The sequence below is a fragment of the Amycolatopsis regifaucium genome (assembly GCF_001613935.1).
Classification (GTDB): domain Bacteria; phylum Actinomycetota; class Actinomycetes; order Mycobacteriales; family Pseudonocardiaceae; genus Amycolatopsis; species Amycolatopsis regifaucium.
On record NZ_LQCI01000003.1, the window covers coordinates 69,369 to 95,104 of the forward strand.

25 protein-coding genes and 1 riboswitch are annotated in these 25,736 nt (G+C 69.3%); of the genes, 11 read left to right on the forward strand and 14 right to left on the reverse strand.

The genetic code is table 11. From position 1 onward, the window contains the following. Nucleotides 1–27: 27 nt before the first annotated feature. Nucleotides 28–861: an SGNH/GDSL hydrolase family protein gene (locus AVL48_RS04100; protein ID WP_061985082.1), complete on the reverse strand. Its 834-nt coding sequence runs from the start codon at nucleotides 859–861 to the stop codon at nucleotides 28–30. 272 nt (nucleotides 862–1,133) lie between these two features. On the opposite strand from AVL48_RS04100, the gene AVL48_RS04105 reads away from it, so the two are divergent. After that, nucleotides 1,134–1,868: a DUF3159 domain-containing protein gene (locus tag AVL48_RS04105; RefSeq protein WP_074038152.1), complete on the forward strand. Its 735-nt coding sequence runs from the start codon at nucleotides 1,134–1,136 to the stop codon at nucleotides 1,866–1,868. Nucleotides 1,869–1,952: 84 nt separating this feature from the next. Here AVL48_RS04105 and AVL48_RS04110 read toward each other — a convergent pair whose 3' ends face one another. Together AVL48_RS04110 and AVL48_RS04115 are read right to left on the reverse strand one after the other, a co-directional pair. Continuing rightward, on the reverse strand, nucleotides 1,953–2,933 hold the full coding sequence (locus tag AVL48_RS04110) for an N-acetylglucosamine kinase (protein WP_061985080.1): 981 nt from the start codon (nucleotides 2,931–2,933) through the stop codon (nucleotides 1,953–1,955). Continuing rightward, nucleotides 2,930–3,973, reverse strand: a complete 1,044-nt coding sequence (locus tag AVL48_RS04115; protein WP_061985235.1) for an SIS domain-containing protein — start codon at nucleotides 3,971–3,973, stop codon at nucleotides 2,930–2,932. The genes AVL48_RS04110 and AVL48_RS04115 overlap by 4 nt, the downstream gene beginning before the upstream one ends. A gap of 140 nt (nucleotides 3,974–4,113) precedes the next feature. Here AVL48_RS04115 and AVL48_RS04120 point away from each other — a divergent pair, with 140 nt between their 5' ends. Beyond that, nucleotides 4,114–4,869 (forward strand): GntR family transcriptional regulator, encoded by a 756-nt coding sequence (locus tag AVL48_RS04120; protein ID WP_061985078.1) that lies wholly within the window; start codon nucleotides 4,114–4,116, stop codon nucleotides 4,867–4,869. Between the two features lie 141 nt (nucleotides 4,870–5,010). Further along, nucleotides 5,011–6,531: an MFS transporter gene (locus AVL48_RS04125; RefSeq protein WP_061985076.1), complete on the forward strand. Its 1,521-nt coding sequence runs from the start codon at nucleotides 5,011–5,013 to the stop codon at nucleotides 6,529–6,531. 112 nt (nucleotides 6,532–6,643) lie between these two features. On the opposite strand, the gene AVL48_RS04130 is transcribed toward AVL48_RS04125, so the two are convergent. Continuing rightward, nucleotides 6,644–7,585: a threonine ammonia-lyase gene (locus tag AVL48_RS04130; protein ID WP_061985074.1), complete on the reverse strand. Its 942-nt coding sequence runs from the start codon at nucleotides 7,583–7,585 to the stop codon at nucleotides 6,644–6,646. A gap of 150 nt (nucleotides 7,586–7,735) precedes the next feature. Here AVL48_RS04130 and AVL48_RS04135 point away from each other — a divergent pair, with 150 nt between their 5' ends. Continuing rightward, entirely contained in the window at nucleotides 7,736–8,449 is a 714-nt protein-coding gene (locus tag AVL48_RS04135) for a hypothetical protein (RefSeq protein WP_061985072.1), read from the forward strand. A 92-nt stretch (nucleotides 8,450–8,541) separates the two neighbouring features. Here the strand turns inward: AVL48_RS04135 and thiE are convergent, their stop codons facing one another. Then, on the reverse strand, nucleotides 8,542–9,207 hold the full coding sequence (gene thiE / locus AVL48_RS04140) for a thiamine phosphate synthase (RefSeq protein ID WP_061985071.1): 666 nt from the start codon (nucleotides 9,205–9,207) through the stop codon (nucleotides 8,542–8,544). Between the two features lie 30 nt (nucleotides 9,208–9,237). Further along, a riboswitch (TPP riboswitch) is annotated at nucleotides 9,238–9,345 on the forward strand. Between thiE and thiO the strand changes: the two genes are divergently transcribed. The 4 genes from thiO to AVL48_RS04160 all read left to right on the forward strand — a co-directional run bounded on the left by thiO (nucleotide 9,339) and on the right by AVL48_RS04160 (nucleotide 11,916). Continuing rightward, complete coding sequence (thiO, locus tag AVL48_RS04145; RefSeq protein ID WP_061985069.1) at nucleotides 9,339–10,412, forward strand: glycine oxidase ThiO; 1,074 nt, start codon at nucleotides 9,339–9,341, stop codon at nucleotides 10,410–10,412. Its footprint overlaps the riboswitch before it by 7 nt. After that, nucleotides 10,412–10,612, forward strand: a complete 201-nt coding sequence (gene thiS, locus AVL48_RS04150) for a sulfur carrier protein ThiS (protein WP_061985067.1) — start codon at nucleotides 10,412–10,414, stop codon at nucleotides 10,610–10,612. Before thiO ends, thiS begins: the two co-directional genes overlap by 1 nt. 10 nt (nucleotides 10,613–10,622) lie before the next feature. Then, a complete protein-coding gene (gene thiG, locus AVL48_RS04155) occupies nucleotides 10,623–11,381 on the forward strand; it encodes a thiazole synthase (RefSeq protein ID WP_061985233.1) in 759 nt (252 codons plus the stop codon). Nucleotides 11,382–11,490: 109 nt separating this feature from the next. After that, nucleotides 11,491–11,916: a MarR family winged helix-turn-helix transcriptional regulator gene (locus AVL48_RS04160; RefSeq protein WP_061985231.1), complete on the forward strand. Its 426-nt coding sequence runs from the start codon at nucleotides 11,491–11,493 to the stop codon at nucleotides 11,914–11,916. A gap of 62 nt (nucleotides 11,917–11,978) precedes the next feature. Here AVL48_RS04160 and AVL48_RS04165 read toward each other — a convergent pair whose 3' ends face one another. From AVL48_RS04165 to thiC, 4 genes are all read right to left on the reverse strand, one after another. Further along, complete coding sequence (locus AVL48_RS04165; protein ID WP_061985065.1) at nucleotides 11,979–12,779, reverse strand: ion transporter; 801 nt, start codon at nucleotides 12,777–12,779, stop codon at nucleotides 11,979–11,981. Between the two features lie 26 nt (nucleotides 12,780–12,805). Continuing rightward, nucleotides 12,806–13,636, reverse strand: coding sequence for a bifunctional hydroxymethylpyrimidine kinase/phosphomethylpyrimidine kinase (thiD, locus tag AVL48_RS04170; protein WP_061985063.1), 831 nt, complete (start codon nucleotides 13,634–13,636; stop codon nucleotides 12,806–12,808). A 234-nt stretch (nucleotides 13,637–13,870) separates the two neighbouring features. Continuing rightward, the gene (gene thiD / locus AVL48_RS04175; RefSeq protein WP_061985061.1) at nucleotides 13,871–14,692 is read right to left on the reverse strand and encodes a bifunctional hydroxymethylpyrimidine kinase/phosphomethylpyrimidine kinase; all 822 of its coding nucleotides are present in this window, start codon (nucleotides 14,690–14,692) and stop codon (nucleotides 13,871–13,873) included. Further along, the gene (gene thiC / locus AVL48_RS04180; protein WP_074038155.1) at nucleotides 14,689–16,350 is read right to left on the reverse strand and encodes a phosphomethylpyrimidine synthase ThiC; all 1,662 of its coding nucleotides are present in this window, start codon (nucleotides 16,348–16,350) and stop codon (nucleotides 14,689–14,691) included. Before thiC ends, thiD (AVL48_RS04175) begins: the two co-directional genes overlap by 4 nt. 296 nt (nucleotides 16,351–16,646) lie before the next feature. Between thiC and AVL48_RS04185 the strand changes: the two genes are divergently transcribed. Continuing rightward, nucleotides 16,647–18,821: a glycoside hydrolase family 15 protein gene (locus AVL48_RS04185; protein ID WP_061985059.1), complete on the forward strand. Its 2,175-nt coding sequence runs from the start codon at nucleotides 16,647–16,649 to the stop codon at nucleotides 18,819–18,821. Between the two features lie 76 nt (nucleotides 18,822–18,897). On the opposite strand, the gene AVL48_RS04190 is transcribed toward AVL48_RS04185, so the two are convergent. Next, nucleotides 18,898–19,470: a peptide deformylase gene (locus tag AVL48_RS04190; RefSeq protein WP_061985057.1), complete on the reverse strand. Its 573-nt coding sequence runs from the start codon at nucleotides 19,468–19,470 to the stop codon at nucleotides 18,898–18,900. A gap of 158 nt (nucleotides 19,471–19,628) precedes the next feature. Between AVL48_RS04190 and AVL48_RS04195 the strand changes: the two genes are divergently transcribed. Then, nucleotides 19,629–19,940, forward strand: coding sequence for a DUF3263 domain-containing protein (locus AVL48_RS04195; RefSeq protein ID WP_061985055.1), 312 nt, complete (start codon nucleotides 19,629–19,631; stop codon nucleotides 19,938–19,940). Then, on the forward strand, nucleotides 19,937–20,611 hold the full coding sequence (locus AVL48_RS04200) for a LytR C-terminal domain-containing protein (protein WP_143104889.1): 675 nt from the start codon (nucleotides 19,937–19,939) through the stop codon (nucleotides 20,609–20,611). The genes AVL48_RS04195 and AVL48_RS04200 overlap by 4 nt, the downstream gene beginning before the upstream one ends. 53 nt (nucleotides 20,612–20,664) lie before the next feature. On the opposite strand, the gene AVL48_RS04205 is transcribed toward AVL48_RS04200, so the two are convergent. The 4 genes from AVL48_RS04205 to AVL48_RS04225 form a co-directional block, all read right to left on the reverse strand. Beyond that, a complete protein-coding gene (locus tag AVL48_RS04205; protein WP_061985051.1) occupies nucleotides 20,665–22,944 on the reverse strand; it encodes an AAA family ATPase in 2,280 nt (759 codons plus the stop codon). Nucleotides 22,945–23,208: 264 nt separating this feature from the next. Further along, entirely contained in the window at nucleotides 23,209–24,180 is a 972-nt protein-coding gene (gene pssA / locus AVL48_RS04210) for a CDP-diacylglycerol--serine O-phosphatidyltransferase (protein ID WP_061985049.1), read from the reverse strand. A 3-nt stretch (nucleotides 24,181–24,183) separates the two neighbouring features. After that, nucleotides 24,184–24,912, reverse strand: coding sequence for a phosphatidylserine decarboxylase (locus tag AVL48_RS04215; protein ID WP_061985047.1), 729 nt, complete (start codon nucleotides 24,910–24,912; stop codon nucleotides 24,184–24,186). A gap of 475 nt (nucleotides 24,913–25,387) precedes the next feature. Beyond that, entirely contained in the window at nucleotides 25,388–25,678 is a 291-nt protein-coding gene (locus tag AVL48_RS04225; protein ID WP_061985043.1) for a GlsB/YeaQ/YmgE family stress response membrane protein, read from the reverse strand. Between the last annotated feature and the right edge of the window lie 58 nt (nucleotides 25,679–25,736).

Here is a 25,736-nt window from a genome sequence, read left to right on the forward strand (position 1 = left end):
GAGCCGGGTGAGGGGAACCGGCGCGGGTCAGCTCGCGTGGTGGTGGATCGTCCGCTCGGCGGGCAGCGTGACGGTCGCCGTTTCGATCTGCTCCAGCGGAAGCAGCGGCGCGAGTTCCGGGCGCTTCGGGGACAGGCCGTCGCCCATCGACTCGCCCTTGAGCTGACGCCGGATCCACGGCAGCAGGTGCGCCTTCGTCCATTCGAGGTCGGAGCGGCGCGAGGTGATCCAGGTACTCGGCTCCTCGGACGCCGGCCACGGCTCGCGCCAGTCGTCGGCGACCGGGACGCCGAGTACCTCGGCCGCGCGCAGCGCGATCCGCCGGTGGGCCTCGGGGGTGAAGTGCAGCCTGTCGTCGCTCCACGCGCGACGGTCGTGCAGCGGATCCATCGCCCACAGGTCGACCATCTTCGCGCCGTGGCGGTGGGCGATCGCCCACAGATGCGCGTTGTAGATCCCGACCTTGCCGCGCAGGACATGCATCACGGACAGGTACTTGGTGTCGGGCCCGTTGAAGATGAGCACCGGGATCCCGGCCTCGCGCAGCTTGGCGACCCCCGCCTCCAGCCGCGCGGCGACGGCGTCCACGTCCGCGCCGGGGACGATGATGTCGTTCCCGCCCGCGCACAGGGTGACCAGGTCGGGTTTGACCGCCAGCGCGATGGGTAACTGTTCTTCGAGGATCTCGTCGAGCATCTTCCCGCGGAGGGCGAGGTTCGCGTACTGGAAATCGGCCCTGCCTTCGGCGAGGATCTCGGCGAGCCGATCCGCCCAGCCCCGATACGTGCCGTCGGGCAGATCGTCGTTGAGTCCTTCGGTGAAGCTGTCACCGATCGCCACGTAGCTGTCGAATCCGTACACGTTGGGTCCCCTTCCGTCCGTGTGCCCCCGGTTGGTACTTGTACACCACAACTAACAGCTGGGAGCGCCCCTGCCATCCCAACCGGCCGAAACCCATGGTTCAGTCCGTCGACACAGTCTCTTATTTTGTCGGACGTCCATGCACCTCCATTACCGGAGGTACACTCCTCGGCCGCGGAGATTCACCTCAAGCAGGCGTAAAACGGACAGGGTATGTGGCGAACGTCTCCCCGACCGGGTGTCGGCGCTCATGGATCCGGCAGGCTGTAAGGGTGACCTATCGACCCCCGCGTGAGTCGCTCGCCCAGATCCTCGGCGGGCGGCGTGGCGCCCTCGACGCGAGCATCCCGCCCGCGGCCTTCGTCGTCGGCTGGCTGATCGCGGACCAGTCGATCGCCTGGGGCGCCGGTGCGGCCATCGGCGTGGCGGTGCTGCTCGGTGCCTACCGGGTCGCGCGCGGCGACAAGGCGCGTGCGGTCGTGGTGAGCCTCGCCGCGGTGATCGCCGCCGCGTTGATCGCCCTGCACACCGGCCGCGCCCAGGACTTCTTCCTCATCCAGCTGCTGTCCAATGTGGCCAGCGCGCTGCTATGGGCGGCCAGCATCGTGATCCGGTGGCCGTTGCTCGGCGTCGTGGTGGGGCTCGTCATCGGGCAGAAGACGCGCTGGCGCCGTGATCCCGCGCTGCTGCGCGCGTATTCGCGGGCGAGCTGGGTGTGGGTGTTCCTGCAGTACACGCTGCGCGTGGCCGTGTTCGGCTCGCTGTGGTGGAGCGGGCAGGTGGTCGCGCTCGGCATCGCGCGCACGGTGTTGTCCTGGCCTCTTGTCGCGGTGACGGTCGCGGTGAGCGGCTGGGTGCTGTACCGCACATTGCCGCCGGAACATCCCGGTCTGCGCGTCGTGGAAGACCGGATCGTGGAAGAGCCGGTCGTGGAAGGCGATGGCGACGCGGACGCGGCGGGCAAGAACCCCTCCGGCTCCGGGTCCGACGGGCTACCCGGGACATAAGGCGGCCCCCGGCGAGGGGGGAGGGTCCGGGGGCCGGGTCCTACGGTACCCGGACTTCGGGCCCGGAGTCGATGGTTTGGTCTTTTAGGGGCCGTTTTCGGTGTTATTTCCTCCGGCCGCCGGGCGTGGCGCCCCTTCCCCATACGCGTCGACGGCGGCGAGCCAAGCGGCGCCGAGCACCCCGTCGGTGCTGGTCAGCACCTCGATTCCGGTCAACGCGGCGCGGACTTTCGCGCCGACCGGGCCCGCCGGGGACAGCACGGCACCCACGAGGACGACCGGTGTGGTCTCGCCGGGCTCGCGCGCGGCCATGACGTTGGTCACCAGAAGCCGCGCCGCTTCGGCGGTGATCCGGTCCGCTGTCACGTCACCGGCGCGGTCGGCTTCGCTGACCAACGGGGCGAATCTGGCGAGCCGGATCGGCGCCTCGGCGTTGGCGCTCGTGATGAGCGCGTACATCGCCGCCGTCCTGGCTTCGGGATCGCTCACGTCCACTGCGGACGGTCCGCGCGCCTCGGCGAGGACGGCGGTCGCGAGCGGGCCGAGTTCGTCACCGCGGCCGAGAGCATCCAATGTGGAGCGAACGGCTTCGCGGCCGAGCCAGTACGCGGAACCTTCGTCACCGAGCAACCAGCCGTAGCCGCCGAACGTGGAGACCATCCGCCTGCCGCGGATCCGGCCCGCGATCGATCCGGTGCCCGCGATGAGCACCGAACCGTCCGGCGCGGAGGTGGCCGACGCGTAGGCGACCTCGGAGTCGGGGACCGTCCGCACTGGACTGATCCCCAGGTTCTTCCAAGTGGCCGCGAAGATCTCCCCGATCGACGGATCGCTCAGTTTGCTGACGCCCGCCATGCCGACGACGCACGCCGCCGTCGCGGCCGGGTCGAGCCCGCCCAGTGCGCCGGTGATCGCGCTCGCGATCCGCGCGGCGGCTTCCCGCGGCGGATGGGAGTTGGGATTCGCGCCGCCCGCGTGTCCGGAGCCGAGGACGGCGCCGGAGGCGTCGACGACGATCGCTCGCGTCGACGTCCCTCCGGCGTCCACTCCGATGACGTGAGTCACCGTGTCTTGGTCACCTTCAGCAGCCCTCGGGGACTGTCCGGGTCACCGCCGCGCGCCAGCGAAAGCCCGAGAGCGATCCGCTGGATGGGCAGGATCTCCAGAATCGGGGCGACCTCTTCGGCCGAAGGGGCGACACCGATCCGCAGTGCGGCGGGGACGTCGGCCGCGGCGGAGCCGACCGCGAGCACGTCCGCCCCGCGTTTGCCGACGGCCTCGACGACCTCTTGCATCGCGCCCACCCCGTGGCCCTTGCTCGTCACCGCGAGCACCGCGGTCTCGCCGTTGACGGCGGCGACCGGGCCGTGGAGCAGATCCGCGCCGCTGTACGCGCGGGCCGCGAGGTAACTGGTTTCGGCGAGCTTCAGCGAACCTTCGAGCGCCGTGGCGTAGGAGTAGCCGCGGCCGGTGGTGAGCACCCGGTCGACGAAGCGGTAGCGATCCACCGCCCGCTGGACACCTTCGTCGGCGCCGTCGAGGGTCTGCTGCGCGAGCTCGCCCAGCCGCTCCGCGTCCTCGCCCTTGCCACCGCGAACCGCGTCGATCAGAAGGTAAAGCGAAAGCAAGGTGGCGGAGTACGTCTTCGTCGCGGCGACCGCCTTTTCCAGTCCCGCGCCGATGTCGACGCCGAGTTCGGCGGCGGCACGAAGCGGGGAGTCGGGGGTGTTGGTGACCGAAACGGTCAACGCCCCCTGGCGACGCGCCGTTTCGGTGACCTCGATGAGATCCGGCGAACCACCGCTTTGGCTTACTGTGATGAAGAGAACGTCCCGCAGATCGGGACGGGCACCGTACAAAGTGGCGGTGGAGGGTGAGACGAGACCGCAGGGGAGACCGAGGAGTACTTCGATCAGGTACTTCGCATACAGGGCGGCGTGGTCACTGGAACCGCGCGCGGCGAGCAGTGCGAACCTGGGCGGGCGCTTGGAGATGGCTTCGGCCACCTCGGCGATTTCGGCCTGTCGCTCCACGATTCCTGCCAGAATGGCGGGTTGCTGGGAGATCTCCGCGGCCATGTGCTCGCCGGGGCGCTGTTCGGTCATCTCGTTCCCTTCCACCGGGACGTACTTCGTCCCCCGAGTAGGTCTAGACCAATGCTAGCCCGAATGGACGTTTGTGGTGAAGGGTACGTTTCCTAGCGGGGCAGGTGCGCGTTTGAGTGGGAAGGCTTAGGGAGTCGGTCATGTTGGAGACAACCACCGCGGGTGAGGCGGGCGCTGCAGCAGGGATGCGCGGACAGCGCGAACCCAAATACTGGGCGCTGAAGCAGCACCTGCTCGATCTGCTCGACGCGTTGCCGCCGGGCTCGCCGATTCCGACGGAACGGGCACTGGCGGGTGAATTCACCGTATCGCGCACCACGGTCCGCCAAGCGCTCGCCGACCTCACCGCCGAGGGCAGACTCCACCGCGTTCAGGGCAAAGGCACCTTCGCCGCCGAGCCGAAACTCGCGCAGCGCCTGCAGTTGTCGTCCTACACCGAGGACATGCACAAGCAGGGCCTCAAACCGTCGTCGAAGCTGCTGGAGATCGACGAACTCCCGGTGGAAGCCGATCTCGCCAAACTTCTCGGAATCCGGGTCGGCGCGAAGATCCTCCGTCTTCGCCGTATCCGGCTGGCCGATTCGCAGCCGATGGCGCTGGAGACCACGCATCTCCCACTCGGCCGGTTCCGCGGTTTGCGCAAGCACGTTTCCGCAGGTGGTTCCCTGTACGCCGTGCTGAGGGAGCACTACGGCGTCGAGCTGGAAAGGGCCGAGGAAACGATCGAGACAGCGCTCGCCGGACCGCACGAGGCGGAGATGCTCGGCGCCGATGTCGGGATGCCGATGTTGCTCCTTTCGCGGCATTCTTTCGCCACCGACGGAAAACCGGTCGAGTTCGCCCGCGCGATCTACCGGGGTGATCGTTACAAGTTCGTCACGACGCTCTTGCCTTGAGCGCGCGCTGACGGAAACGTTTCGCCGGGCGCTGCGCCGGAGCGAAGTCACGTAGATCTCGAAGGGTGCGCATTCTCTGACGTGTCAGGTAATTCTGGCTTTCTGGTGGCTTGGGGATGCGGGGCGTGATTCAGTCGTCCCATGACTGACACGGCGGCGGGGATTCGGTGGGGGACGCCGGTGGCGCGTGGCGTACTCGCCACGACCATCGTCGGCTCGGGCATGGCGATGCTCGACGGAACGATCATCAACGTCGCGTTGCCGAGGATCGGTGAAGAACTCGACGCGTCCGTCGCGGGTCTTCAATGGATCCTCGACGGCTACCTGCTCGCGCTCGCCGCGCTGATCCTCGTCGCCGGTTCGCTCGGCGACCGCTACGGCCGCCGCCGGATGTTCATCGTCGGCGTCGTCTGGTTCGGGATCGCGTCCGGGCTGTGCGCCGCCGCGACGACGACCGAGATGCTCGTCGCGACGCGGATCCTCCAGGGCATCGGGGGAGCTTTGCTCACGCCGGGCTCGCTCGCGATCCTGCAATCGTCCTTCGCCCACGACGACCGGGCCCGCGCGATCGGCGCGTGGTCCGGCCTCGGCGGGATCGCGGCGGCGATCGGCCCGCTGCTCGGCGGCGTACTGGTGCAGGTGTGGTCGTGGCGGCTGGCGTTCCTGATCAACCTGCCGCTGGCCGCCGTCTGCGTCCTGCTCGCCAAGCGCTACGTGCCCGAGTCCCGCGACGAAGAAGCGACCGGGCATCCGGACTTCGCCGCGGCCGCCGTCGGCGCGATCGGACTCGCCGGGCTGACCGGCGCACTGGTCGAAGCACCCGGGCGTGGCATCGGGGACGCCGTCGTCCTGGTCGCCATCGTGCTCGGCGTCACGGGGCTGGGGGCGTTCCTGGTGATCCAGCACCGCTCGGCCGACCCGCTGGTGCCGCCGAAACTGTTCCGCGACCGGACGTTCAGCCTCGCCAACGCGCTCACCTTCGTCGTCTATGCGGCACTCGGCGGCGTGATGATGCTGATGGTCATGCAGTTGCAGGTCTCGCTGGGCTATTCGCCGACCGCGGCCGGACTCGCCGGACTGCCGATCACCGTCATCATGCTGCTGTTCTCCGGCCGGTCGGGCGCGCTGGCGCAGCGGATCGGCCCGCGCGCGCAACTGGTCATCGGCCCGATCCTGGTCGGCGTCGGCATGCTCCTGTTGCTGCGCGTCGGACCGGGGGCGTCGTATCTCGGCTCCGTGCTGCCCGCCGTCGTCGTGTTCGGGGCCGGCCTCGCGACGGTCGTCGCGCCGGTGACCGCCACGGTGCTGGCCGCCGCGCCGGACCGGTACGCCGGCGTGGCCTCCGGGGTCAACAACGCCATCGCCCGGTCCGGCGGGCTGCTCGCGATCGCCGTGCTGCCCGCCGTCGCCGGGCTCTCCGGCGCCGCCTACACCGATCCGGTCGCGCTGACGTCGGGATGGCGGACGGCGCTGCTGGTGTGCGCGGCGCTGGCCATCGGGGGCGGTTTGATCGCGCTCGGCATCCACAACGGCGTCCTCGCCGTGCCTCCGGCGGAACCGGCCGACGAGTCGCCGCATCCGGGTGACTGCCTTCACTGCGGGGTCGACTCGCCGCCGACGCACATCCGTCCCGCGGGTCATTCGAGCCAGCCGGGGTCATGAGACTGAAGATCCCGGGTCGCCAGGCACCTCGGCGGGTAGTGAAGGCCTCCTTCACTACCCTCAGCGTAGGCAAGGAGGCCTTCACGGCGAAGTGAGCAGGCGCCACCTTTCGCTAGTCGCTGAGGATCTCCGCCAGCATCGCCGGGTCCAGGTTCCCGCCCGAAACGACCGAGACGACCTTCCCCTCGGGCAGTTCGCCTCGGTGGAACAAGTACGCGGCGGTCGCGGTGGCGCCGCTCGGTTCGGCGATCAGCCTGGCGCGGTGCGCCAGCGTCCGGACGGACTGCCGGATCTCGTCCTCGGAAACGGTGATGACGTCGTCGAGCACCGTCTGGAGGTGGGCGAAGGTCAAGTCCGACGGCTGGGCGCGCAGGCCGTCGGCGATGGTCCGCGCCCGCCGGTCCATCGGCCATTCGATCCGCCTGCCCGCGCGCAGGCCTTCGGCGGTGTCGGCCGCGAGTTCGGGCTCGACGCCGATGACCTTCGCGCCGGGCAGCAGTGCCTTGATCGCCGTGCCGACGCCCGAGGCCAGTCCGCCGCCGCTGAGCGGGACGAGTACGACGCCGGCGTCGGGCAGGTCCTCGGCGATCTCCAGGCCGACGGTGCCCTGTCCGGCGATGACGTCGCGGTGATCGAACGGCGGGATCGGGGTGAGGTTCCGTTCGGCGCCGACGGCGAGCGCGGAGGATTCCTGCCGGTCGATCGGGACCTCGATGACTTCGGCTCCGAGCGCTTTGGTCGCTTCGATCTTGGCGCGCGGCGCGACGTCCGGAATGAGGATCACCGCGTGGATTCCGAACCGCTTCGCCGCGTAGGCGACCGCTTGCGCGTGGTTGCCGCTGGAGAACGCGACGACACCGCGGGCGCGCTGCTCTTCGTCCAGCGCCGCGATCGCGTTGTACGCGCCGCGGATCTTGAACGCGCCGATTCCCTGCAGGCTTTCCGGCTTGAGCCATAACGGCGCCCACGACTGTGGCAGCAGCGGCGTGCGCACCGCGGCGCCCTTGATCCGGCTCGCCGCGGCGCGGATTTCCTCGATTGAGACCAGTTCCATATGCCTGAGTATGTCAAGGAATTGTGAACAGTTGATAGTCCTTTTTGGACAGACGGCGTGGCGCTGCTCACGTGTGGGCAACGAAGGGAGCATCCCGTGCGCCTTATTCGTTAGGACCGAGTGAGGACCGACTAGCTGCAGAACGGGATCATGACCAAGGAGACTTCCGAGAAAGACACCGAAAAGACCGAGAAGCAGGGGCGGATCGTCCAGGTGCTGGCGGCCGCGATGGCCGCGATCACCGCCGCGATGCTGGGTTCCACGCTTGGCGTCGCGGGAACGGTGGCGGGCGCGGGGCTGGCGAGTGTCATCACGACGCTCGGCGGCGAGCTGTACCTGCGTTCGCTGCAGCGGACGCGTGACGCCGCGCTGAAGGCGCGCGAGGTACTGACCGTGCCAGGGCGGCGCCGGGTGCTCGGCCCCGATGAGCAGGAGACCGTGCGGTTGAAGCCGCCGGAGGGCGACGAGGAGTCGTCCGGGCGCAAGTTCCAGCCGCGCTGGGCGGTGATCGCCGGCGTCAGCGTCGTGGCGTTCGCGGTGGCGCTCGTCGCCATCACCGGCTTCGAGGGCGCGACGGGGAAGACCTTCGGTGGCGGAACCGGGACGACCATAGGCAAGATCATCGGTGGCGGACCTGCCCAGGAGCAGCCGCGGGAGAAGCACGACACTCCGCCGTCGACCTCTCCGTCGGAGACCCGGGACGACCAGTCCGAGACGCCGCCGTCGACCGCCCCGTCCAGTCCGGCGACGCCCACGACGCCGCCGTCGACAACGACGTCGGCGCCGCCTCCGACGACGCCTTCGACCACTCAGGCGCCTCCGACGACTCCGTCCGCGCCCGCCTCCGGCACCCCTGCCCCCTGACCCGCGCCCCACTCCCGCGTTTCGTCCTCTAAATGCGGTAGTTCGCGATGCCAACTACCGCGTTTAGAGGACGAAACGCGGGAGTGAGGGGGTCAGGGGAGGGCGGAGCGAAGGGTGCGAGCGGCCGCTTCGGGGTCTTCAGCCTCGGTGATCGCCCGGACGACGACGATCCGTGACGCGCCCGCCTCCAGCACCTCGGGCAGGCGTTCGGCGTCGATCCCGCCGATCGCGAACCACGGCCGCGACGTTCCGAAGGCCGCCGTCTCGCGCACCAGGCCGAGCCCGGGAGCGGACCGGCCCGGCTTCGTCGGCGTCGGCCAGCACGGGCCGGTGCAGAAGTAGTCCACGCCGGATTCCTCGGCCGCGGCCTTGGCCTGCTCGGCCGAATGGGTGGACCGGCCGAGCACCACGTCGTCCCCGAGCACGCGCCGCGCCAGCGACACCGGGATGTCGTCCTGGCCGAGGTGCAGCACGTGCGCGCCCAAAGCGAGCGCGACGTCCGCGCGGTCGTTCACCGCCAGGAGTTTGCCGTGCTTCTCGCACGCTTCCGCGAGCACTTCCAACGCCGCGATCTCGTGTTTCGCCTCGATCGGGGCGCCGCCGGTCTTGTCCCTCAGCTGGATGATGTCGACCCCGCCTGCCAGCGCCGCGTCGGCGAATTCGGTGAGGTCGCCGCGGGCGGACCGGGCGTCGGTGCAGAGGTACAGGCGGGCGTCCGCGAGCCGGGCGCGGATCTGCGAACCAGACAGGGTGGGCATGGCGGCGACGGTACCCGCGCGCTACGGTGGGGTGGTCCGCACGGGAGCCCGAGGACGGGCTGAGAGGGAGCCGAAACCGCTCCGACCGTGGAACCTGATCCGGGTCATGCCGGCGCAGGGAGCGAGCGTTCATGAGGGAACTTTCGGTAGTCGGCGGTGGGGTCATCGGCCTGTCGGTCGCCTGGCGCGCCGCCGCGCGCGGTCACCGCGTCACCGTGTACGACCCCGATCCCGGACGAGGGGCGTCGTGGCTCGCGGGCGGCATGCTGGCCCCGGTCACCGAAGCCTGGCCTGGCGAAGAAGACGTCCTCACCCTCGGCGAGGCGTCGTTGCGGCGGTGGCCGGATTTCGCCCGTGACCTGGCCGAAGAGGGGGTCGATCCGGGACTTTCGCCGCACGGCACGCTGGTCGTCGCGCTGGACAGCGCCGACGCGGGCAACCTCGAAATGCTGGCCGCGTACCTCACCGAACTCGGCCGCGAGGTCGAGCAGCTGACCGGCCGCGAGGCCCGCCGCGCCGAGCCGGGCCTCGCCGGTTCTGTCCGAAGTGGACTGCTGGTGCCCGGCGATCTGGCCGTGGACAACCGAAGACTGTTGCACGCGCTGAAGGACGCCTGCGGCAGGCACGGCGTGGAGTTCCGCCGAGAGACGGTCACCGAGCTCGATGCCCTCGATGGCGACGTCGTCCTCGCCGCCGGTGCCTGGACCGGACGCCTGCATCCCGCGCTCGCGGGCGCCGTCCGCCCGCTGAAGGGCGAGATCCTCCGCCTGCGACCTCGTCGAGGCTGTCTGCCGCCGCCGGTCAGGACCGTCCGCGCGATGGTCGAAGGCCGCCCCATCTACCTCGTCCCGCGTGACGACGGCGAGCTCGTGCTGGGCGCGACTCAGTACGAGGCCGGTTTCGACGAGACCGTCACCGCACGAGGAGTCCGCGAGCTGCTCGAAGGCGCGGAGCGCGTCTTCCCGGGAATCGCCGAATACGAACTCGTCGAGATCGCCGCCGGACTGCGCGCGGCGAGTGTCGACACGATGCCCTTCATCGGTGAGCTGGGCGAAGGCGTCTTCGCCGCTACGGGCCACCATCGCAACGGCCTCCTGATGGCCCCGGTCACCGCGGACGCCGCGGTCGCCTGGCTGGATGGCGGTCCGTTGCCGGACGAGGTCGCGGCGGCCACGCCGTCGCGGCGAAGCGAGGAGCGGGTGTGATGGAGATCCAGGTCAACGGCCAATGGCGTGAGTTCCCCGACGGGACCACCGTCGCGGGTGTCCTCGAAGCACTCGGCACCGCCGGACGGGGCGTCGCGGTGGCGGTGGACGGCGTGGTCGTCCGGCGCGGCGAATGGCCGGAAGCCGTGGTGCGCAAGGGCGCCAGCGTCGACATCCTGACCGCGGTCCAAGGAGGCTGAAATGTCCGGTATGGACGGCGACCACCTCGTCATCGGCGAGCACAAACTCTCGTCGCGGCTGATCATCGGCACCGGCGGCGCGGCGAACCTCGCCGTGGTGGAACGCGCGCTGATCGCGTCCGGCACGGAACTGACCACCGTCGCGATGCGCAAGGCCGACGCCGAAGGCGGCTCCGGCGTGCTCGAACTGCTCCGCCGGCTCGGCATCCGCTTGCTGCCCAACACCGCGGGCTGCCGGACGGCCGCCGAAGCCGTCCTCACCGCCCAACTGGCGCGTGAGGCACTCGAGACCGACCTCGTCAAGCTGGAGGTCCACGCCGACGACCGCACGCTGCTGCCGGATCCGTTCGAGACCCTCGAAGCGGCCGAGCGGCTCACCGCGGACGGCTTCACCGTGCTCGCCTACACCAACGACGACCCGGTGCTGGCGCTGCGGCTGGAGGAGGCGGGCTGCGCGGCCGTGATGCCGCTCGGCGCGCCCATCGGGACCGGACTCGGTATCCGGAACCCGCACAACATCGAGCTGATCGTGGCGCGCGCGGGAGTACCGGTGATCCTCGACGCCGGGATCGGCACGGCGTCCGACGCGACGCTGGCGATGGAGCTCGGCTGCGACGCCGTCCTGCTCTCCACCGCCGTGACCAGGGCCGCGGACCCGGAACGGATGGCGTCGGCGATGCGTGCCGCGGTCATCGCCGGGCGGCTGGCCGCCGGGGCGGGCCGGATCCCGCAGCGGTTCTGGGCGCACGCCTCGAGCCCGCCTCGATAACCCTTTTGCACGGTTCACGGCCTTCACAGCGAGTACGCACCGGGAGCCCGTATGGTTGACGGCACTTTCCGGAGGCGCACCCGCCGCCGTGTACCCAGAGGAGCCAGTGGTGACCACGTCAGCGGTCCAGGACGTTTCGGGCAGATTGTTCCTGGCGGTGGGCCGGTTGTCCCGGTCACTGCGCCAGGCGGGAGTGCCCGGACCCGGCCACGGCGCGATCTCGGCGCTCGCCACGCTCGTGAACTCCGGCCAGCTCCGGCTGGGTGATCTCGCGGCCAAGGAAGGCGTCGCCGCGGCGACCATGTCGAGGATCGTCGCTTCGCTGGTCGAAGCCGGGTACGTGCGCCGAGAATCGGATCCGATCGACAGGCGCGCTTGGCTCGCGGAGGCCACCGAGGAGGGCGAACGCCTGGTGTCCGGTGTCCGGTCGACGCGGGTGAACGAGCTCGGCAAACGCCTCGAACGGCTGACTCCGGAGCATCAGGCCGCGCTGGCAGCGGCTCTGCCCGCTCTCGAAGCACTTATCGCGGACTAGAAGTCCAGCCAGTCAGGCGCAGCCTGTCCGTTGAGGGATGGTGGTGGGGCGGGGTCTGGGCGCTAGGTGTTCTGACGTAGCTCCGCGACTTCGGCACGAAGGGCGCGGAGCTCGTCGAGGATCTCCTTGTTCGCCACAGCTTGGGTCTCGGCCTGCTTCGCCTCTTCTTCGCGGATGTCCTGGCGAAGCTCGTCCTCCATCCCGCTGACCACGACGGCGATGAAGAGGTTCAGCACCGCGAAGCTGGACACGAGGATGTAGACCACGAAGAACACCCAGGCCATGGGCGCTTCCTTCATGACCTCCTTGGCGATGTCCGGCCACGCCTCGCCCGTCATCACCTGAAACAGCGTGAACAGCGAAGTGCCGAGGTCGCCGAAGTTGTCCGGCGAGATGGCGCCGAACAGCTTCGTCGCCATCACCCCCGCGACGAAGATGATCAGTGCGAGCAGGGCGGCGATCGACGCCATTCCGGGGATCGCCGCGAGCAGGCCGGTGACGACCTTCCGCATCGACGGCACGACCGAGATCAGCCGCAGTACCCGCAGGACGCGCAGCGCCCGCAGTACCGCGAACGGACCGGTCGTGGGAATCACCGCGATGCCGACGACGAACAGGTCGAAGATGTTCCACGGGTCGCGGAAGAACTTCGCGCGGTAGGCGTAGAACTTCGCGCCGAGTTCGAGCACGAAGATCCCGAGCGCGACGTAGTCGACCGTGTGCAGCAGCGACCCGTATTCCGCGACCATCCTGGTCGAGGTCTCCAGGCCGAGGGTGACGGCGTTGAAGACGATCACCGCGATGATGAAGTTCTGGAAGCGGCGGTCTTCGACGACCTTGGCCACCGTTTCGCGTGCGGGCACGGCGCAGATCGTAACCGGGCGAGTGCTCAGTGCTCCGGCGCGAGCCGCCAGAACGCCGAAACCGGGCCGACCTTCGCGCCCATCTGATAGGCGTTCCGCACCGCGTGTGAAACGAACCACTTGCCGTAGCGGGCGGCCTCCACGACGGACATCCCTTTGGCAAGGCCTGCCGTCAGCGCCGACGCCATGGTGTCCCCGGCGCCGTGCGTGTGCTGGGTGGCGAACCGCTCGCCGGGCAGTTCGACGAACGTGGAGCCGTCGAACAGCACGTCGACGCATTCCGGGTCGGAGACGAGGTGCCCGCTCTTCACGAGCACGTACTTCGGCCCGAGCCGATGCAGGACGACGGCCGCCTGGTGCATCTGCTCGCGGGTGGTCACGGTCATCCCGGTCAGCAGCCGGACCTCGTCCAGGTTGGGGGTGAGCACGGTCGCGCGCGGCAGGAGTTCGTCCCGCAGCGCCACCAGCCCGGCCTCGTCGAACAGCGGATGGCCGTGCATCGACGCCGCGACCGGGTCGACCACGAACGGCACCTTCCGGTCACGGCCGATTTCGGCCTTGTCGCAGGCGGCGGCGACGGCATGGATGATCTCCGCCGAGGCGAGCATCCCGGTCTTGGCCGCGTTGACCCCCATGTCGGCCGCGACGGCCTCGATCTGCCCGGCGACGATCCGCGCCGGGATGTCGGTGCGGTCGTGTACCCCGAGGGTGTTCTGGACGGTCACCGCGGTGACCGCGACCAGGCCGTGCACGCCGCAGGTGAGGAAGGTGCGCAGGTCCGCCTGCAGTCCGGCGGCGCCGCCGGAGTCGGAGCCTGCGATGGTCAGCGCCGACGGCGGACTCGGGTTCTCGCTCATGGGTTCATTTTCCATGCGCGTTCTCAGGCGGTCAGGACGAGCTTCCGGTTCGCGGGCCTTGGCGACGTCTTCGAGCGGGACGGTCTGGTCGACATGGACGCGGAGTCCGCCCTTTTCGACGAGCCCGAGTCGCGCAGGGCTGTGGACGCTCCTCGCCTCACGATCCGGTAACGCGCGCAATGAAGGGGCCTTTCATCGCAAAATTTGCGATGAAAGGCCCCTTCATTGCATGCTTCAGGCCTCGGCGAGCCGCCAGAACGGCGAAACCGGCCCCACCCCGGCGCCCAGCGGGTACGACTCCGCCACGCACCGCTCGATGAACCGTTTCCCCTCGGCGACGGCGGTCGGCACATCCGCCCCCTTCGCCAGCGAAGAAGTGATCGCCGACGCCATGGTGTCCCCGCCGCCGTGCGTGTTCCGGGTGTCGAACCGCGGCCCGCTCAGCTCGACCCACGTGGTGCCGTCGGTCAGCAGGTCGACACAGTCCTGCGCCGCGTCGAGATGTCCGCCCTTCACCAGCACCCACGCCGAACCGAACTCCAGCAACGCTTCCGCCGCCTCGCGTTGGGTCACCGGCCCGGTCACGGAAACGCCGGTGAGCAGCCGCACCTCGTCGAGGTTCGGCGTGATCAGCGTGGCACGCGGGAACAACTCGGTGCGGATCGCCTCCAGCGCCTCCTCGCGCAGCAAGGCGTGCCCGGTCATCGACGCGGCGACGGGGTCCACGACGAACGGCGTACTCCTGTTCCGTCCGATGTGGACCTCGTCGAGGGTCTTGGCGACGGCGTTGATGATCTCGGCCGTGGCGAGCATCCCGGTCTTCGCGGCGTCGACGCCCATGTCGGTGGCGACGGCCTTGATCTGGCCGGTGACGACGTCGACCGGGATCTCACTGAAGCCCTGCACGCCGAGCGAGTTCTGCACGGTGACCGCGGTGAGCGCGACCATCCCGTGCACCCCGTTGGCGAAGAAGGTACGCAGATCGGCCTGGATGCCCGCACCACCACCGGAATCGGATCCGGCGATGGTGAGGGCGGTCCGGGGTGACGACGTCACTGATTGACCACCGGCAGGTAGACCTTGTTGCCCTGCTCGGCGAACTCGTGCGACTTCTCCGACATGCCGGCTTCGATCGCTTCCACTGTGGACAGTCCGTGTTCCTCGGCGTACTTGCGGACGTCCTGGGTGATGCGCATCGAGCAGAACTTCGGCCCGCACATCGAGCAGAAGTGCGCCGTCTTCGCCGGTTCCGCGGGCAGCGTCTCGTCGTGGAACGAGCGCGCGGTGTCCGGGTCCAGCGACAGGTTGAACTGGTCGTTCCAACGGAACTCGAAGCGGGCCTTGGAAAGCTCGTCGTCCCACTCCTGGGCGTACTGGTGCCCCTTGGCCAGATCGGCGGCGTGCGCGGCGATCTTGTAGGTGATGACGCCGGTCTTGACGTCGTCGCGGTTCGGGAGGCCGAGGTGCTCCTTCGGCGTGACGTAGCAGAGCATCGCCGTGCCGTACCAGCCGATCTGCGCCGCGCCGATGGCCGAGGTGATGTGGTCGTATCCCGGCGCGATGTCGGTCGTGAGCGGGCCGAGGGTGTAGAACGGCGCCTCGCCGGTCAGCTTCTCCTCGAGTTCGACGTTCTCCTTGATCTTGTGCATCGGCACGTGGCCGGGGCCCTCGATCATCACCTGGACGTCGTGCTCACGGGCGATGTGCGTGAGCTCGCCCAGCGTCTCCAGTTCGGCGAACTGCGCGCGGTCGTTCGCGTCGGCGATCGAGCCGGGCCGCAGGCCGTCACCGAGGGAGAAGGTGACGTCGTATTCGCGCAGGATCTCGCAGAGTTCGGCGAAATTGGTGTACAGGAACGATTCCTTGTGGTGCGCGAGGCACCAGGCCGCCATGATCGAGCCACCGCGCGAGACGATGCCGGTGACCCGGCGCGCGGTCAGCGGGATGTAGCGCAGCAGCACGCCCGCGTGCACGGTGACGTAGTCGACACCCTGTTCGCACTGCTCGATGATGGTGTCGCGGTAGACCTCCCACGACAGCTTTTCCGGCTCACCGTCGACCTTTTCCAACGCCTGGTAGATCGGCACGGTGCCGACCGGGACCGGCGAGTTGCGGATGATCCACTCGCGGGTCTCGTGGATCCGCTTGCCGGTGGAGAGGTCCATGATGGTGTCGGCGCCCCAGCGGGTGGCCCACACCATCTTGTCGACCTCTTCCTCCACCGAGGACCAGACGGCCGAATTGCCCATGTTGGCGTTGATCTTCACCAGGAAGTTCTTGCCGATGATCATCGGCTCGCTCTCCGGGTGCTTGCGGTTGGCCGGGATCACCGCGCGGCCGCGGGCGACCTCGTCCCGCACGAACTCCGGCGTGCAGCGTTCCCGCGCCGCGATGTACTCCATCTCACGGGTGATGACGCCCTGTTTCGCCCAGCCGAGCTGGGTGTTGTGCTCGCGTCCGTCGGCCCAGCCGGCGCGCAGCCGGTGGAGTCCACTGTGGACATCGATCTTCGCGTCCGTTTCGGTGTACGGACCGGAGGTGTCGTAAACATCGAAATGCTCGCCGTTCGAAAGGTCGATCCGCCTCGCGGGGACCCGGAGACCGGATTCCGTCTGGTGATAGACCTTGTGTGAACCGGTGATCGGCCCGGTGGTCACGGTCGGCGTGATGTTGCGGGCCTTCTGCTTTTCAATGGCGCTGTCAAGCGTCGTCAACGACGTTCACTCCCTACGCCGGCATTACCCGGTCAGGTTCATGCGGTCGGCGGCGCCGGGTCTTCCAGAAAAAAGACTCCAGCCGCCCTCTCAGCCCGCCATGGCGCGAGCTCCCGCGGTTGTTTGGTTGTGCCCCGACCATGCCACGCCGGGGTGCCGCGATCAACCCGCCCCGAGGTGAACTGTCCGGAGACATGTCGACAGCGTTACCGGTTCACCGGTTTGGAGCATGTGCTCGCGGGGGATTCACGGCAGAATCCCGGAGGCTCTGCACCGTTACAGAACCTGGGGTTGATATGCGAAAGATCGTGCTCCCGGCACTGGCAGGCGTGCTGATCGCCGGGCTGGTCCCGGCGGTGGCGTCGGCACAGGGCGGTGAGGCGCCCGGTGCGCCCGGCGCCCATCCGAGCTGGCTCCCGGCGAACAAGACCGGCTTCGGCACCGCCCGTGACAGGGTGAGCAACGTCTGGTTCACCTTGCAAGGCGGACGGCTCTCCGAGGTCTACTACCCGGACCTGTCCACGCCGAGCGTCCGCGCGCTCGACCTCGTCGTCACCGACGGGAAGAGCTTCGCCACCGTCGATTCGTCGGCCAAGGCGCAGCAGGTCCGGCGCACCGACGCCGACGGCCTCACCTACGAGCAGACCATCACCGACGACCAGCGCCGCTGGAAGCTCCGCAAGACCTACGTCACCGACCCGGCGCGCACGAGCGTGCTGATCGACGTCGACTTCGTCTCGTTGACCGGCCGCCCGTACCAGGTGTACGCGGTCGCGGACCCCGATCTCACCAACGAGGGATCCGACGACTCCGCACGCACCGACGGGGTGAACGCCGTCGCGTCCGACGCGAAGACGGCGGCCGCGCTGACCGCGGAACCGGCGTTCTCGCGGACTTCGGTGGGATACGCGGGATCCTCCGACGGCATCACCCAGCTGACGAAGTCCTTCGCGCTCAAGGACTACGCGAGCGCGGCCAAGGGCAATGTGCTGCTCACCGGGCAGACGTCCGCCGACGGTGTCCGCTCACGGGACTTCACCCTCACGCTCGGCATGGGCGCGAAGGACTCCGACGCCCTGGCCAACGCGAAGGCCTCCCAACGGCGCGGCTTCGCCGACGCCGCACGGGCGTACGACCGCGGCTGGAAGCAGTACCTCCGCCAGGTGAAGGACGTGCCGTCGGCCCTGAAGACGAAGCAGGAACGCGACCTCTACAAGGCGTCGGTGCTCATGCTCGCGGCGAGTGAGGACAAGACTCACCGAGGAGCGTTCATCGCGTCGCCGAGCATGCCCTGGCGGTTCGGCGCCAACGACCCGGAGTGGTCGCCGTCGGGCACCTATCACCTGGTCTGGCCCCGGGATCTCTACCAGATCGCGACCGGGCTGCTCGCCGCCGGCGACCGGGACGCCGCGAACCGGTCGGTCGACTACATGTTCGGCACCCAGCAGCTGCCGGATGGCCACCTGCCGCAGAACAGCCACGTCGACGGCACGCCGTACTGGACGTCCATCCAGCTCGACGAGACCGCGCTGCCGATCGTGCTCGCGCAGCAACTCGGCCGCACCGACGCCAAGACCTGGCAGGCTGTGCGCAAGGCAGCGGAATTCCTGTTGTCGTACAAAGCGGACAACGGGCACGCCTCGCCGTACAGCCAGCAGGAGCGCTGGGAAGAACAGGACGGCTACTCGCCTTCGACGATCGCCGCGGTGATCGCCGGACTGGTGTGCGCCGCCGACCTCGCCAAGGCGAACGGCGCCGCGGCCGACGCGAAGCGCTACCTCGACACCGCCGACACGTTCAAGGCGAAGCTCGCCCAATGGACGGTGACGACGAACGGTCCGCTGTCGAAGGACCCGTACTTCGTCCGGCTGACCAAGGACGGCAACGCGAACAACGGCACGAAGTACAACCTGGGCAATTCCAGTGTGACCATGGACCAGCGTGCCGTGACCGACGCCGGATTCCTCGAACTGGTGAGGCTGGGCATCTACCGCGCCGATGACCCGGTGATCCGCACCAGCATCAAGGTCACCGACGCCGACATCGCCTTCACCACTCCGACGGGTCAGTTCTGGCACCGGTACACGAAAGACGGTTACGGCGAGAAGGCCGACGGGTCACCGTGGGACTACACGTTCCCGGCGGAAAGCCGGACCACTTTCGGGCGACTGTGGCCGCTGCTCGCGGGTGAACGCGGCGAGTACGACCTCGCCGCCGGTGACCGGGGTACGGCCGCGAAGCGGCTTCGCGACCTCGGTCGCGTCAGCAGTTCCGGTGACACCATGCCGGAACAGGTGTGGGACGAGAACGCCCCGTCGGGACGAACGGGCTTCCCCGCCGGCACTCCGACGGCGTCCGCGACCCCGCTCGCCTGGACGCACGCCCAGTACCTCCGGCTCGCTTGGTCGGTGCAGACCGGGAAGGTGATCGAGCAGCCGCGGGTGGTGCGCTGCCACTTCCTGGGCTGCTGACCCTCGCTCAAGTGCAATGAAAGGTCCTTTCCTTGCGAAATCCGCAAGGAAAGGACCTTTCATCGCGCGCTTGAGGTCAGTCGTCGTCGGATTCGGGCCGTGCCTCGGGGAGCCACGAGTTGCCCGGAACGCCCCACTTGTTCGCCTTGAGCATCTTCTTCGCGGCCCGCGCGTGGCGGCCCACCAGCCGGTCGAGGTAGATGAAGCCGTCCAGGTGATCGGTCTCGTGCTGCAGGCAGCGCGCGAAGTAGCCGGTGCCCTCCACCTCGATCGGGTTACCTTCGACATCGAAGCCGGTGACCTTCGCCCACGAGGCGCGTCCGGTCGGGTACGACTCGCCGGGTGCGGAGAGACAGCCCTCCCAGTCGTCGTCCGGGTCCGGCATCGTCTCCGGGATCTCCGACGTCTCGAGCTTCGGGTTCACCACGACGCCCTTGTGGCGAACGCCCTCGTCGTCGGGGCAGTCGTAGACGAACACTCGCAGGTCGAGGCCGATCTGGTTGGCCGCGAGGCCGACCCCTTCGGCGGCGTACATGGTCTCGAACATGTCGTCGATGAGCGTGCGCAGCTGGTCGTCGAACTCGGTGATCTCCCGAGTCGGGTTGTGCAGCACGGGCTCGCCGGCGATCACGATGGGATGGACGGTCACGGGCGCAGTTTAGTCGGACCCTTCTGGTAGACCCTTACCCATGACGCGCCGACGTCGATATCGAGGCCGGGCGCCGGATCCGTGGTCTAATGGCGCCGCGGAATGACAAGCCTGTGGTTTCACGCCCGCCGAGCACAGACCTGATTGCGAGGAGTCGGATGGACGCCGCGGAGTCGATGGCCGAGCCCGACCAGCCGTCCCCGTCGGAGACCGTGCGCGGCCTCAGCGAGCGCGAGCTCGACATGCTCGCTTTCGAACGGCAGTGGTGGAAGTACGCCGGCGCGAAGGAACAGGCCATCCGCGAACGTTTCTCGATGTCGTCGACGCGGTATTACCAGCTGCTGAACCGGCTGCTCGAGAAGACCGAAGCCATGCAGGCCGATCCGATGTTGGTGAAGCGCCTGCGAAAGACGCGAGCGGCCCGGCAGCGCAATCGCGCGGCCCGGCGACTGGGGATCGATCTCTCATGAGTCTGTTTTCGGGGCTGTCCCGGCCGATGAAGGCCGCCGGACTGGCCTTGGTCGGTGTCGCCGTGATCGCCGCCGTGATCGGCGGGATCACCCTGGCCACCGGGGGCGGTGATTCGGACACCGCCACCCCGCCGGGAACCACCCCGACGACCTCGGACGGCGGGGTCTCGCCGTCGTCACCGGCGCCGGGTTCGCCGTCGGCCACCACGCCGCCCGCCTCGTCGGCACCGCCGTCGAACCCGCCCGCGAGTTCGGCGCCGCCGTCGGGCCAGCCGGGTCAGCCCGGTCAGACAGGCCAGCCCGGGCCGGGTCAGCCAGGGCCGGGTCAGCCAGGGCCGGGGCAGCCCGGTGGCGACCAGCAGGCAGCGCACAAATGGGTGACCGTGCGCGTCTACAACAACAGCACCATCCACGGCCTGGCCGAACGAGCCGCCAAGGACTTTCGCGCCTCCGGCTGGAACGTCACCGATATCGGCCCCCACCAGGGCAGGCTCGAAAAGAGCGCGGCCTACTTCCGGCCGGGAACCGACGAGGAAGCTGCCGCGAAGGCGCTGGCGCTCGAGTTCGGAATGCAGGCCTTGCCGAGATTCGAAGGTATTCAAAACGCGGCCGCCGGCGTGATCGTCATCCTCACCAAGGACTACGTCGCCAACGACAAGGACGGCTCCTAGCCCGTAGGTGAAAGGGCTCTCTTCCTCGTGGGGAAGAGAGCCCTTTCCCATGACTACGCCTGTGACTGCGCGTAAGCCTCCAAGGCCGCCAGTTGGGCCGGGTCGAGCGACGGCCGCACCGCTTCCGCCGCCTTCGCCAGATGCGCGGCGGTGACCTCGCTGGCCTCCAGTGACTCCCGCATCGCGGTCAGCGCGGCCTCCCGGATCAGCGCCGCGCAGTCAGCCGCCGAGTAACCGTCCAAAGTGGCCGCATACGTCGCGAGGTCCACATCGGACGCGAGCGGCGTATTCTTGGCGCTGGCGGCCAGGATCGCTTCACGGGCGTGCGCGTCCGGCGGCGGGACGTAGACGCGGCGTTCCAGTCGTCCCGGCCGCAGCAGGGCCGGATCGACCAGTTCGGGCCGGTTCGTCGCGCCGAGGACGACGACCTCGCGCATCGGCTCGACACCGTCCAATTCGGTCAGCAGGGCCGCGACGACCCGGTCCGACACGCCGGAATCCGAAGACTGGCCGCGGCGCGGGGCGAGCGCGTCGATCTCGTCGAGAAAGATCAGCGACGGCGCGGCTTCGGCGGCGCGGCGGAACAGTTCCCGCACCGCGCGTTCGGACTCACCGACCCACTTGTCCATCAGTTCGGCGCCCTTGACCGCGAACACGTTCAGCGCGCCGGTGCCGGCGAGCGCACGCACCAGATACGTCTTGCCGCCGCCGGGCGGCCCGTACAGGAGCACACCGCGCGGCGGGTCGACACCGAGGCGCGCGAACGAGTCCGGATAGCGCAGCGGCCACAGCACCGCCTCGGTGAGCGACTGCTTGACGTCGGTCATGTTGCCGACGTCGTCCAGGGTGAGCCCACCGGTGGCCAGAGTGTCCGAAGTGGACATCGAGATCGGGCGGACGGTGGTCAGCGCGTCGAGCAGGTCCTGCTGGGAGATCCGCGGTTCGTCGGCTTCCCGCTGCCGCAGCGCGGCGCGGAGGGCGGCGTCGCGGCGGAGCGCGATGAGGTCGGCCGCGACGAAACCGGGCGTGCGCTCGGCGATCGGGCCGACGTCGACGCCGGTCTCCAGCGGGGCGTCGCGCAGCAGGATACGCAGCAGTTCCGTGCGGGTCTTGGCGTCCGGCAGCGGCAGGCCGAGTTCGCGGTCGAGCAGGTCGGCCGCCCGCAGCCGCGGATCGGTGGATTCGGCGCGGCCGGTGGTGGCTATGACGGCCAAACCCTTGCCGCGCAACGCTTTGCGCAGGTCGTCGAGGACGACCGTCGCGAGCGGCGGCGGCTGGGACGCGGGCAGCAGGGCGTCGATGTCGGTGATCAGCAGGACGGCGGGATCCTCGTCGCGAGTGGCCTGTGCGATCGCCTCACGCAGGTGCGCGGCGGCCACGTTGGGTTCGAGGACGGCGATGTTCGGCGCCGCGAGCGAGACCACCCGCACCTTCTCCGCCTGCGCCACGGCGCGGACCAGCGTCGCCTTGCCGACGCCTTCCGGCCCGGACAGCAGGACCCCGAGATGCGCCGACGCCCCCAGCTTGGCCAGCAGTTCCGGACGGTGGAAGGCCAGGTCGAACCATTCCGCGAGCTTACGAGCGGCCGACTCGGATCCGGCGAGGTCGGACAGGGGCGGCACGGATTCCTCGGCCACTTCGTCGAGCTGCTCGTCCTCGACGATCTCGGCGTCGATGAAATCCTCGTGCGGGGTGGCGGGTGTGCTGCGCACCAGCGTGGTCCCGGCGCGGGCGGGTGCGGCGGCCGGGGTGGCCTCGCCCGTGCGGGCGCCGTCGCGCCAGCTGACCACAGTGGACGGTCCGACGGCCACCGGCCCCGACGGTTCGGTCGCGGTGACGGTGAGCAGTTCGTTCGTCCACGTCATGCCGATGGCACGGGAGAGCTGGCCGCGGACCGCGGAGACGTCGGAGCCCGGCGCGGGCGCGAGATCCTGCGGGAGCAGGGAAACCGCGTCGCCGACGGTCAGGACCTTGCCGATCAGGGCGAGCCGCAGCGTATGCGGGGAGAGGGACACGCTCGCCATCCGCGAGCCGGAGACGGTGACCGTCTTCGCCGCCGACACCTCCGCCGGCGCGACGACCACCTCCGAACCCTCGGTCACGCCGAGGTTCGACATCGTGACGTCGTCGAGGAGGATCACCCCCGGAACCCCCTCCGCGTCCGACGGGGCGGCCAGCGCGGAACTGACCCGCGCGCCGGTGAGGCGAACGGCGTCCCAGGCCATCAGGCCGAGCGCGTCGAGGACTTCGGGGTGCAGCCGGACGACGCCGCGGCGGGAATCCAGGGCGGACGGGGTGTGCCGGACGGTCAGCGTGATCTGGGGTGCGCTCACCCCGCCACCCTATCCAGCCTCGCGCCGCTCGGGCCTCACGACCGCGTTCGCCTGACTACGTGAAAGCCCCTTCCTTGCGCCTAGCGCAAGGAAGGGGCCTTCACGTAGTCAACTTCGGCTTGTCCACAGGCTCACCCACTTGTGGACAACTCCCGCCCGCGACCCCCGTTTCCGCCGGTCCCGTCGGAGGGTGCCGATACGCTGGGCGCGGGGCCGTCCCCCTGGGACGGGCGGGGGGTGGGTACGCGACGTGAGATCGAAAAATCAGCGTTTCCGCAGGCCCATCCGGCGCCACGAGCGGCGCCGCGGACCCCGGCCGTTGTCGCGGTCCTTGTCGGGGGTGATGGTGCGCGGAACGCGCGCGACGTGCTGTTCGCCCCGCTGCAGCCGGACGCGCTGAGCGGCACCGGCCACCACACGCCGCAGCGGCGGGCGCAGGCCGAGACGGCGACGGCTCGTGCTGCGCCGGATCGCGCGCCGTTCCCTCGGCGGCGCCATCCACGCTTCCGGGTGCTTCGCGAGCCAGCGCTGCCGGTACACCGAGTACGGGATGTGCGCCAGGTACAGGATCAGTGCGATCGCCAGCGCCACCAGCGGGAACTGGATGATCGCGGCGGCCAGGAGGCCCACCCCGACCAGCAGCGGCGCGATCGCCTTCGGCGGCGCCTTCACCGTCTTCAGCGAGAGCGTCGGGATCCGGCTGATCAGCAGCGCGGCGACGGCGATCGTCCACACCCACACCGTGTACTGATGCGACCACCAGCCCCGCCCGAACTGCAGTTCCAGGATCAGCGGCAGCATCGCCAGCAGACCACCGGCGGGAGCGGGCACCCCGACGAAGAACTCACCAGCGTACGGCGGCTGCTCGGTGTCCTCGATCAGCGTGTTGAACCGCGCGAGCCGCAGGATCATGCAGACCGCGAAGATCAGCGACGCCACCCAGCCGATCCGCTCGCCTTCGGCATGCCAGACGTACAGCACCAGTGCGGGCGCGACACCGAACGAGATGCCGTCGGACAGCGAGTCGAGCTCCTGCCCCATCTTCGACGTCGCGTCCAGCAGCCGCGCGATCCGGCCGTCCAGGCTGTCGAGCACCGCGGCGATCCCGATCGACGCGATCGCCATCGGATAGTTGCCGATCAGCGCGAACTGCACCGAGGACAGACCGGCGCACAGGGCGAGCACCGTGATGGCGTTCGGCAGCAGCCGGACGCCGGGAGTGGTCACACGGACCATGGATCAGCCTTCCGGGTGCGGCGCCGTGGGCAGCTCGGCGATCGGGGTCTCGCCGCCGATCGTGCGCTGGCCCTTCGAGACGAGAACCTTGCTGCCCGGCGGCAGGTACAGGTCGACTCGGGAGCCGAAGCGGATGATGCCGTACGTCGAACCGACGCCGACCTTGTCACCCTCGCGGATCTCACAGAGGATGCGCCGGGCCACCAGCCCGGCGATCTGCACCACGACGAGTTCGTGGCCGTCGTCGGTGCGCATGAGCACGGAGTTGCGCTCGTTGTCGTCGCTGGCCTTGTCCAGGTCCGCGGACAGGAACTTCCCCGGCCGGTAGGCCACCCGCTCGATCACACCCGACGCCGGGATCCGCTGGACGTGCACGTCGAACACCGACAGGAACACGCTCACCCGCATCCGCGGTTCGGCGGGCAGGCCCAGCTCGGGCGGCGGCACGGCCTCCTCGATCAGCGACACCAGACCGTCCGCCGACGCGACCGCCAGCCCGGACCGGGCGGGCGGCACACGCTTGGGCTCACGGAAGAACGCGGCCGTGGCGGCCGTCGCGAGCGCGCCGACGACGCCGAGGCGCTTGGAGAACTTCCGCAGCACCAGTGTCGCGGCGAGACCGCCGAACACGAACGGCCTGCCGGCCGGGTGCATCGGCGGAACGGTCTCGCGGGCCAGCTTCACGGCGTGCGTGAGTGGGTTTCCAGTGGCTTCCGGCCGGTTGCCGCTCATTGGTCGGGTTCACCGCAGTTCGTGTCGGGGGTGTGGGTCTTGGAAGAGCCACCACGCTACCGCCCTGTCCAGGACAGGCCCGTGGCCTCCCCCGGAAGGCTTTCCCCGGCGCGGGTGGGCGGGACCACATTCCGGTAACGGAAGGTCGAAATACGCGATAACTCTAGGTAATTGATGCCGATCGCCGACCTTGAGGACCCGCGCATGCCCGCCAGTCCGGACCCCGCAGGCGAGCGACTCGCCGAGCTGTTCCGAGCCTGGAAGAAGGACGTCTCGGCGGCGCCGACGCCGTTGCTCGTGGACCCCGTCCGCGCCGCCTCGATCATCGCCGAGGCGCGGGCGTCCGGGTGCATATGCCCCCCGACGGCATATGCACCCGGACGCGTTCGGAACTGAGCGAAAGTCCCACTTTAGTTCGCCGGACGTCGATGATCACCGGTCGCGCGAAAACCGTTACCAATGGTCACTCCATCGGTTACCGCTGATAGGGCGGCCGTGAATCGCGCCGTCCGGAGCCGCGAACCAGCCGCAGCAGGGCCAGCAGCACGATCGAGCCGAGAATGGCGACGCCGAAGCTGGGGAAGTCGAACTCGAAGCTCCGCTCGGTGCCCGTGGCGAGCCGGTAGACGAAACCGCCCAGCGCCGCCCCGAGCACGCCGATCAGGATGCTGAACAGGCAGCCGCCCCGCCGGTCGGAACCGCCCACCACGACGTTGGCCAGCCACCCGGCGATGGCGCCGAACACGATCCACGAGAAGAAACCCATACCCCGAGATTACCGACGCGGATGGAGTAGCGCACAAGAAGACTTGCACAAGAACTCT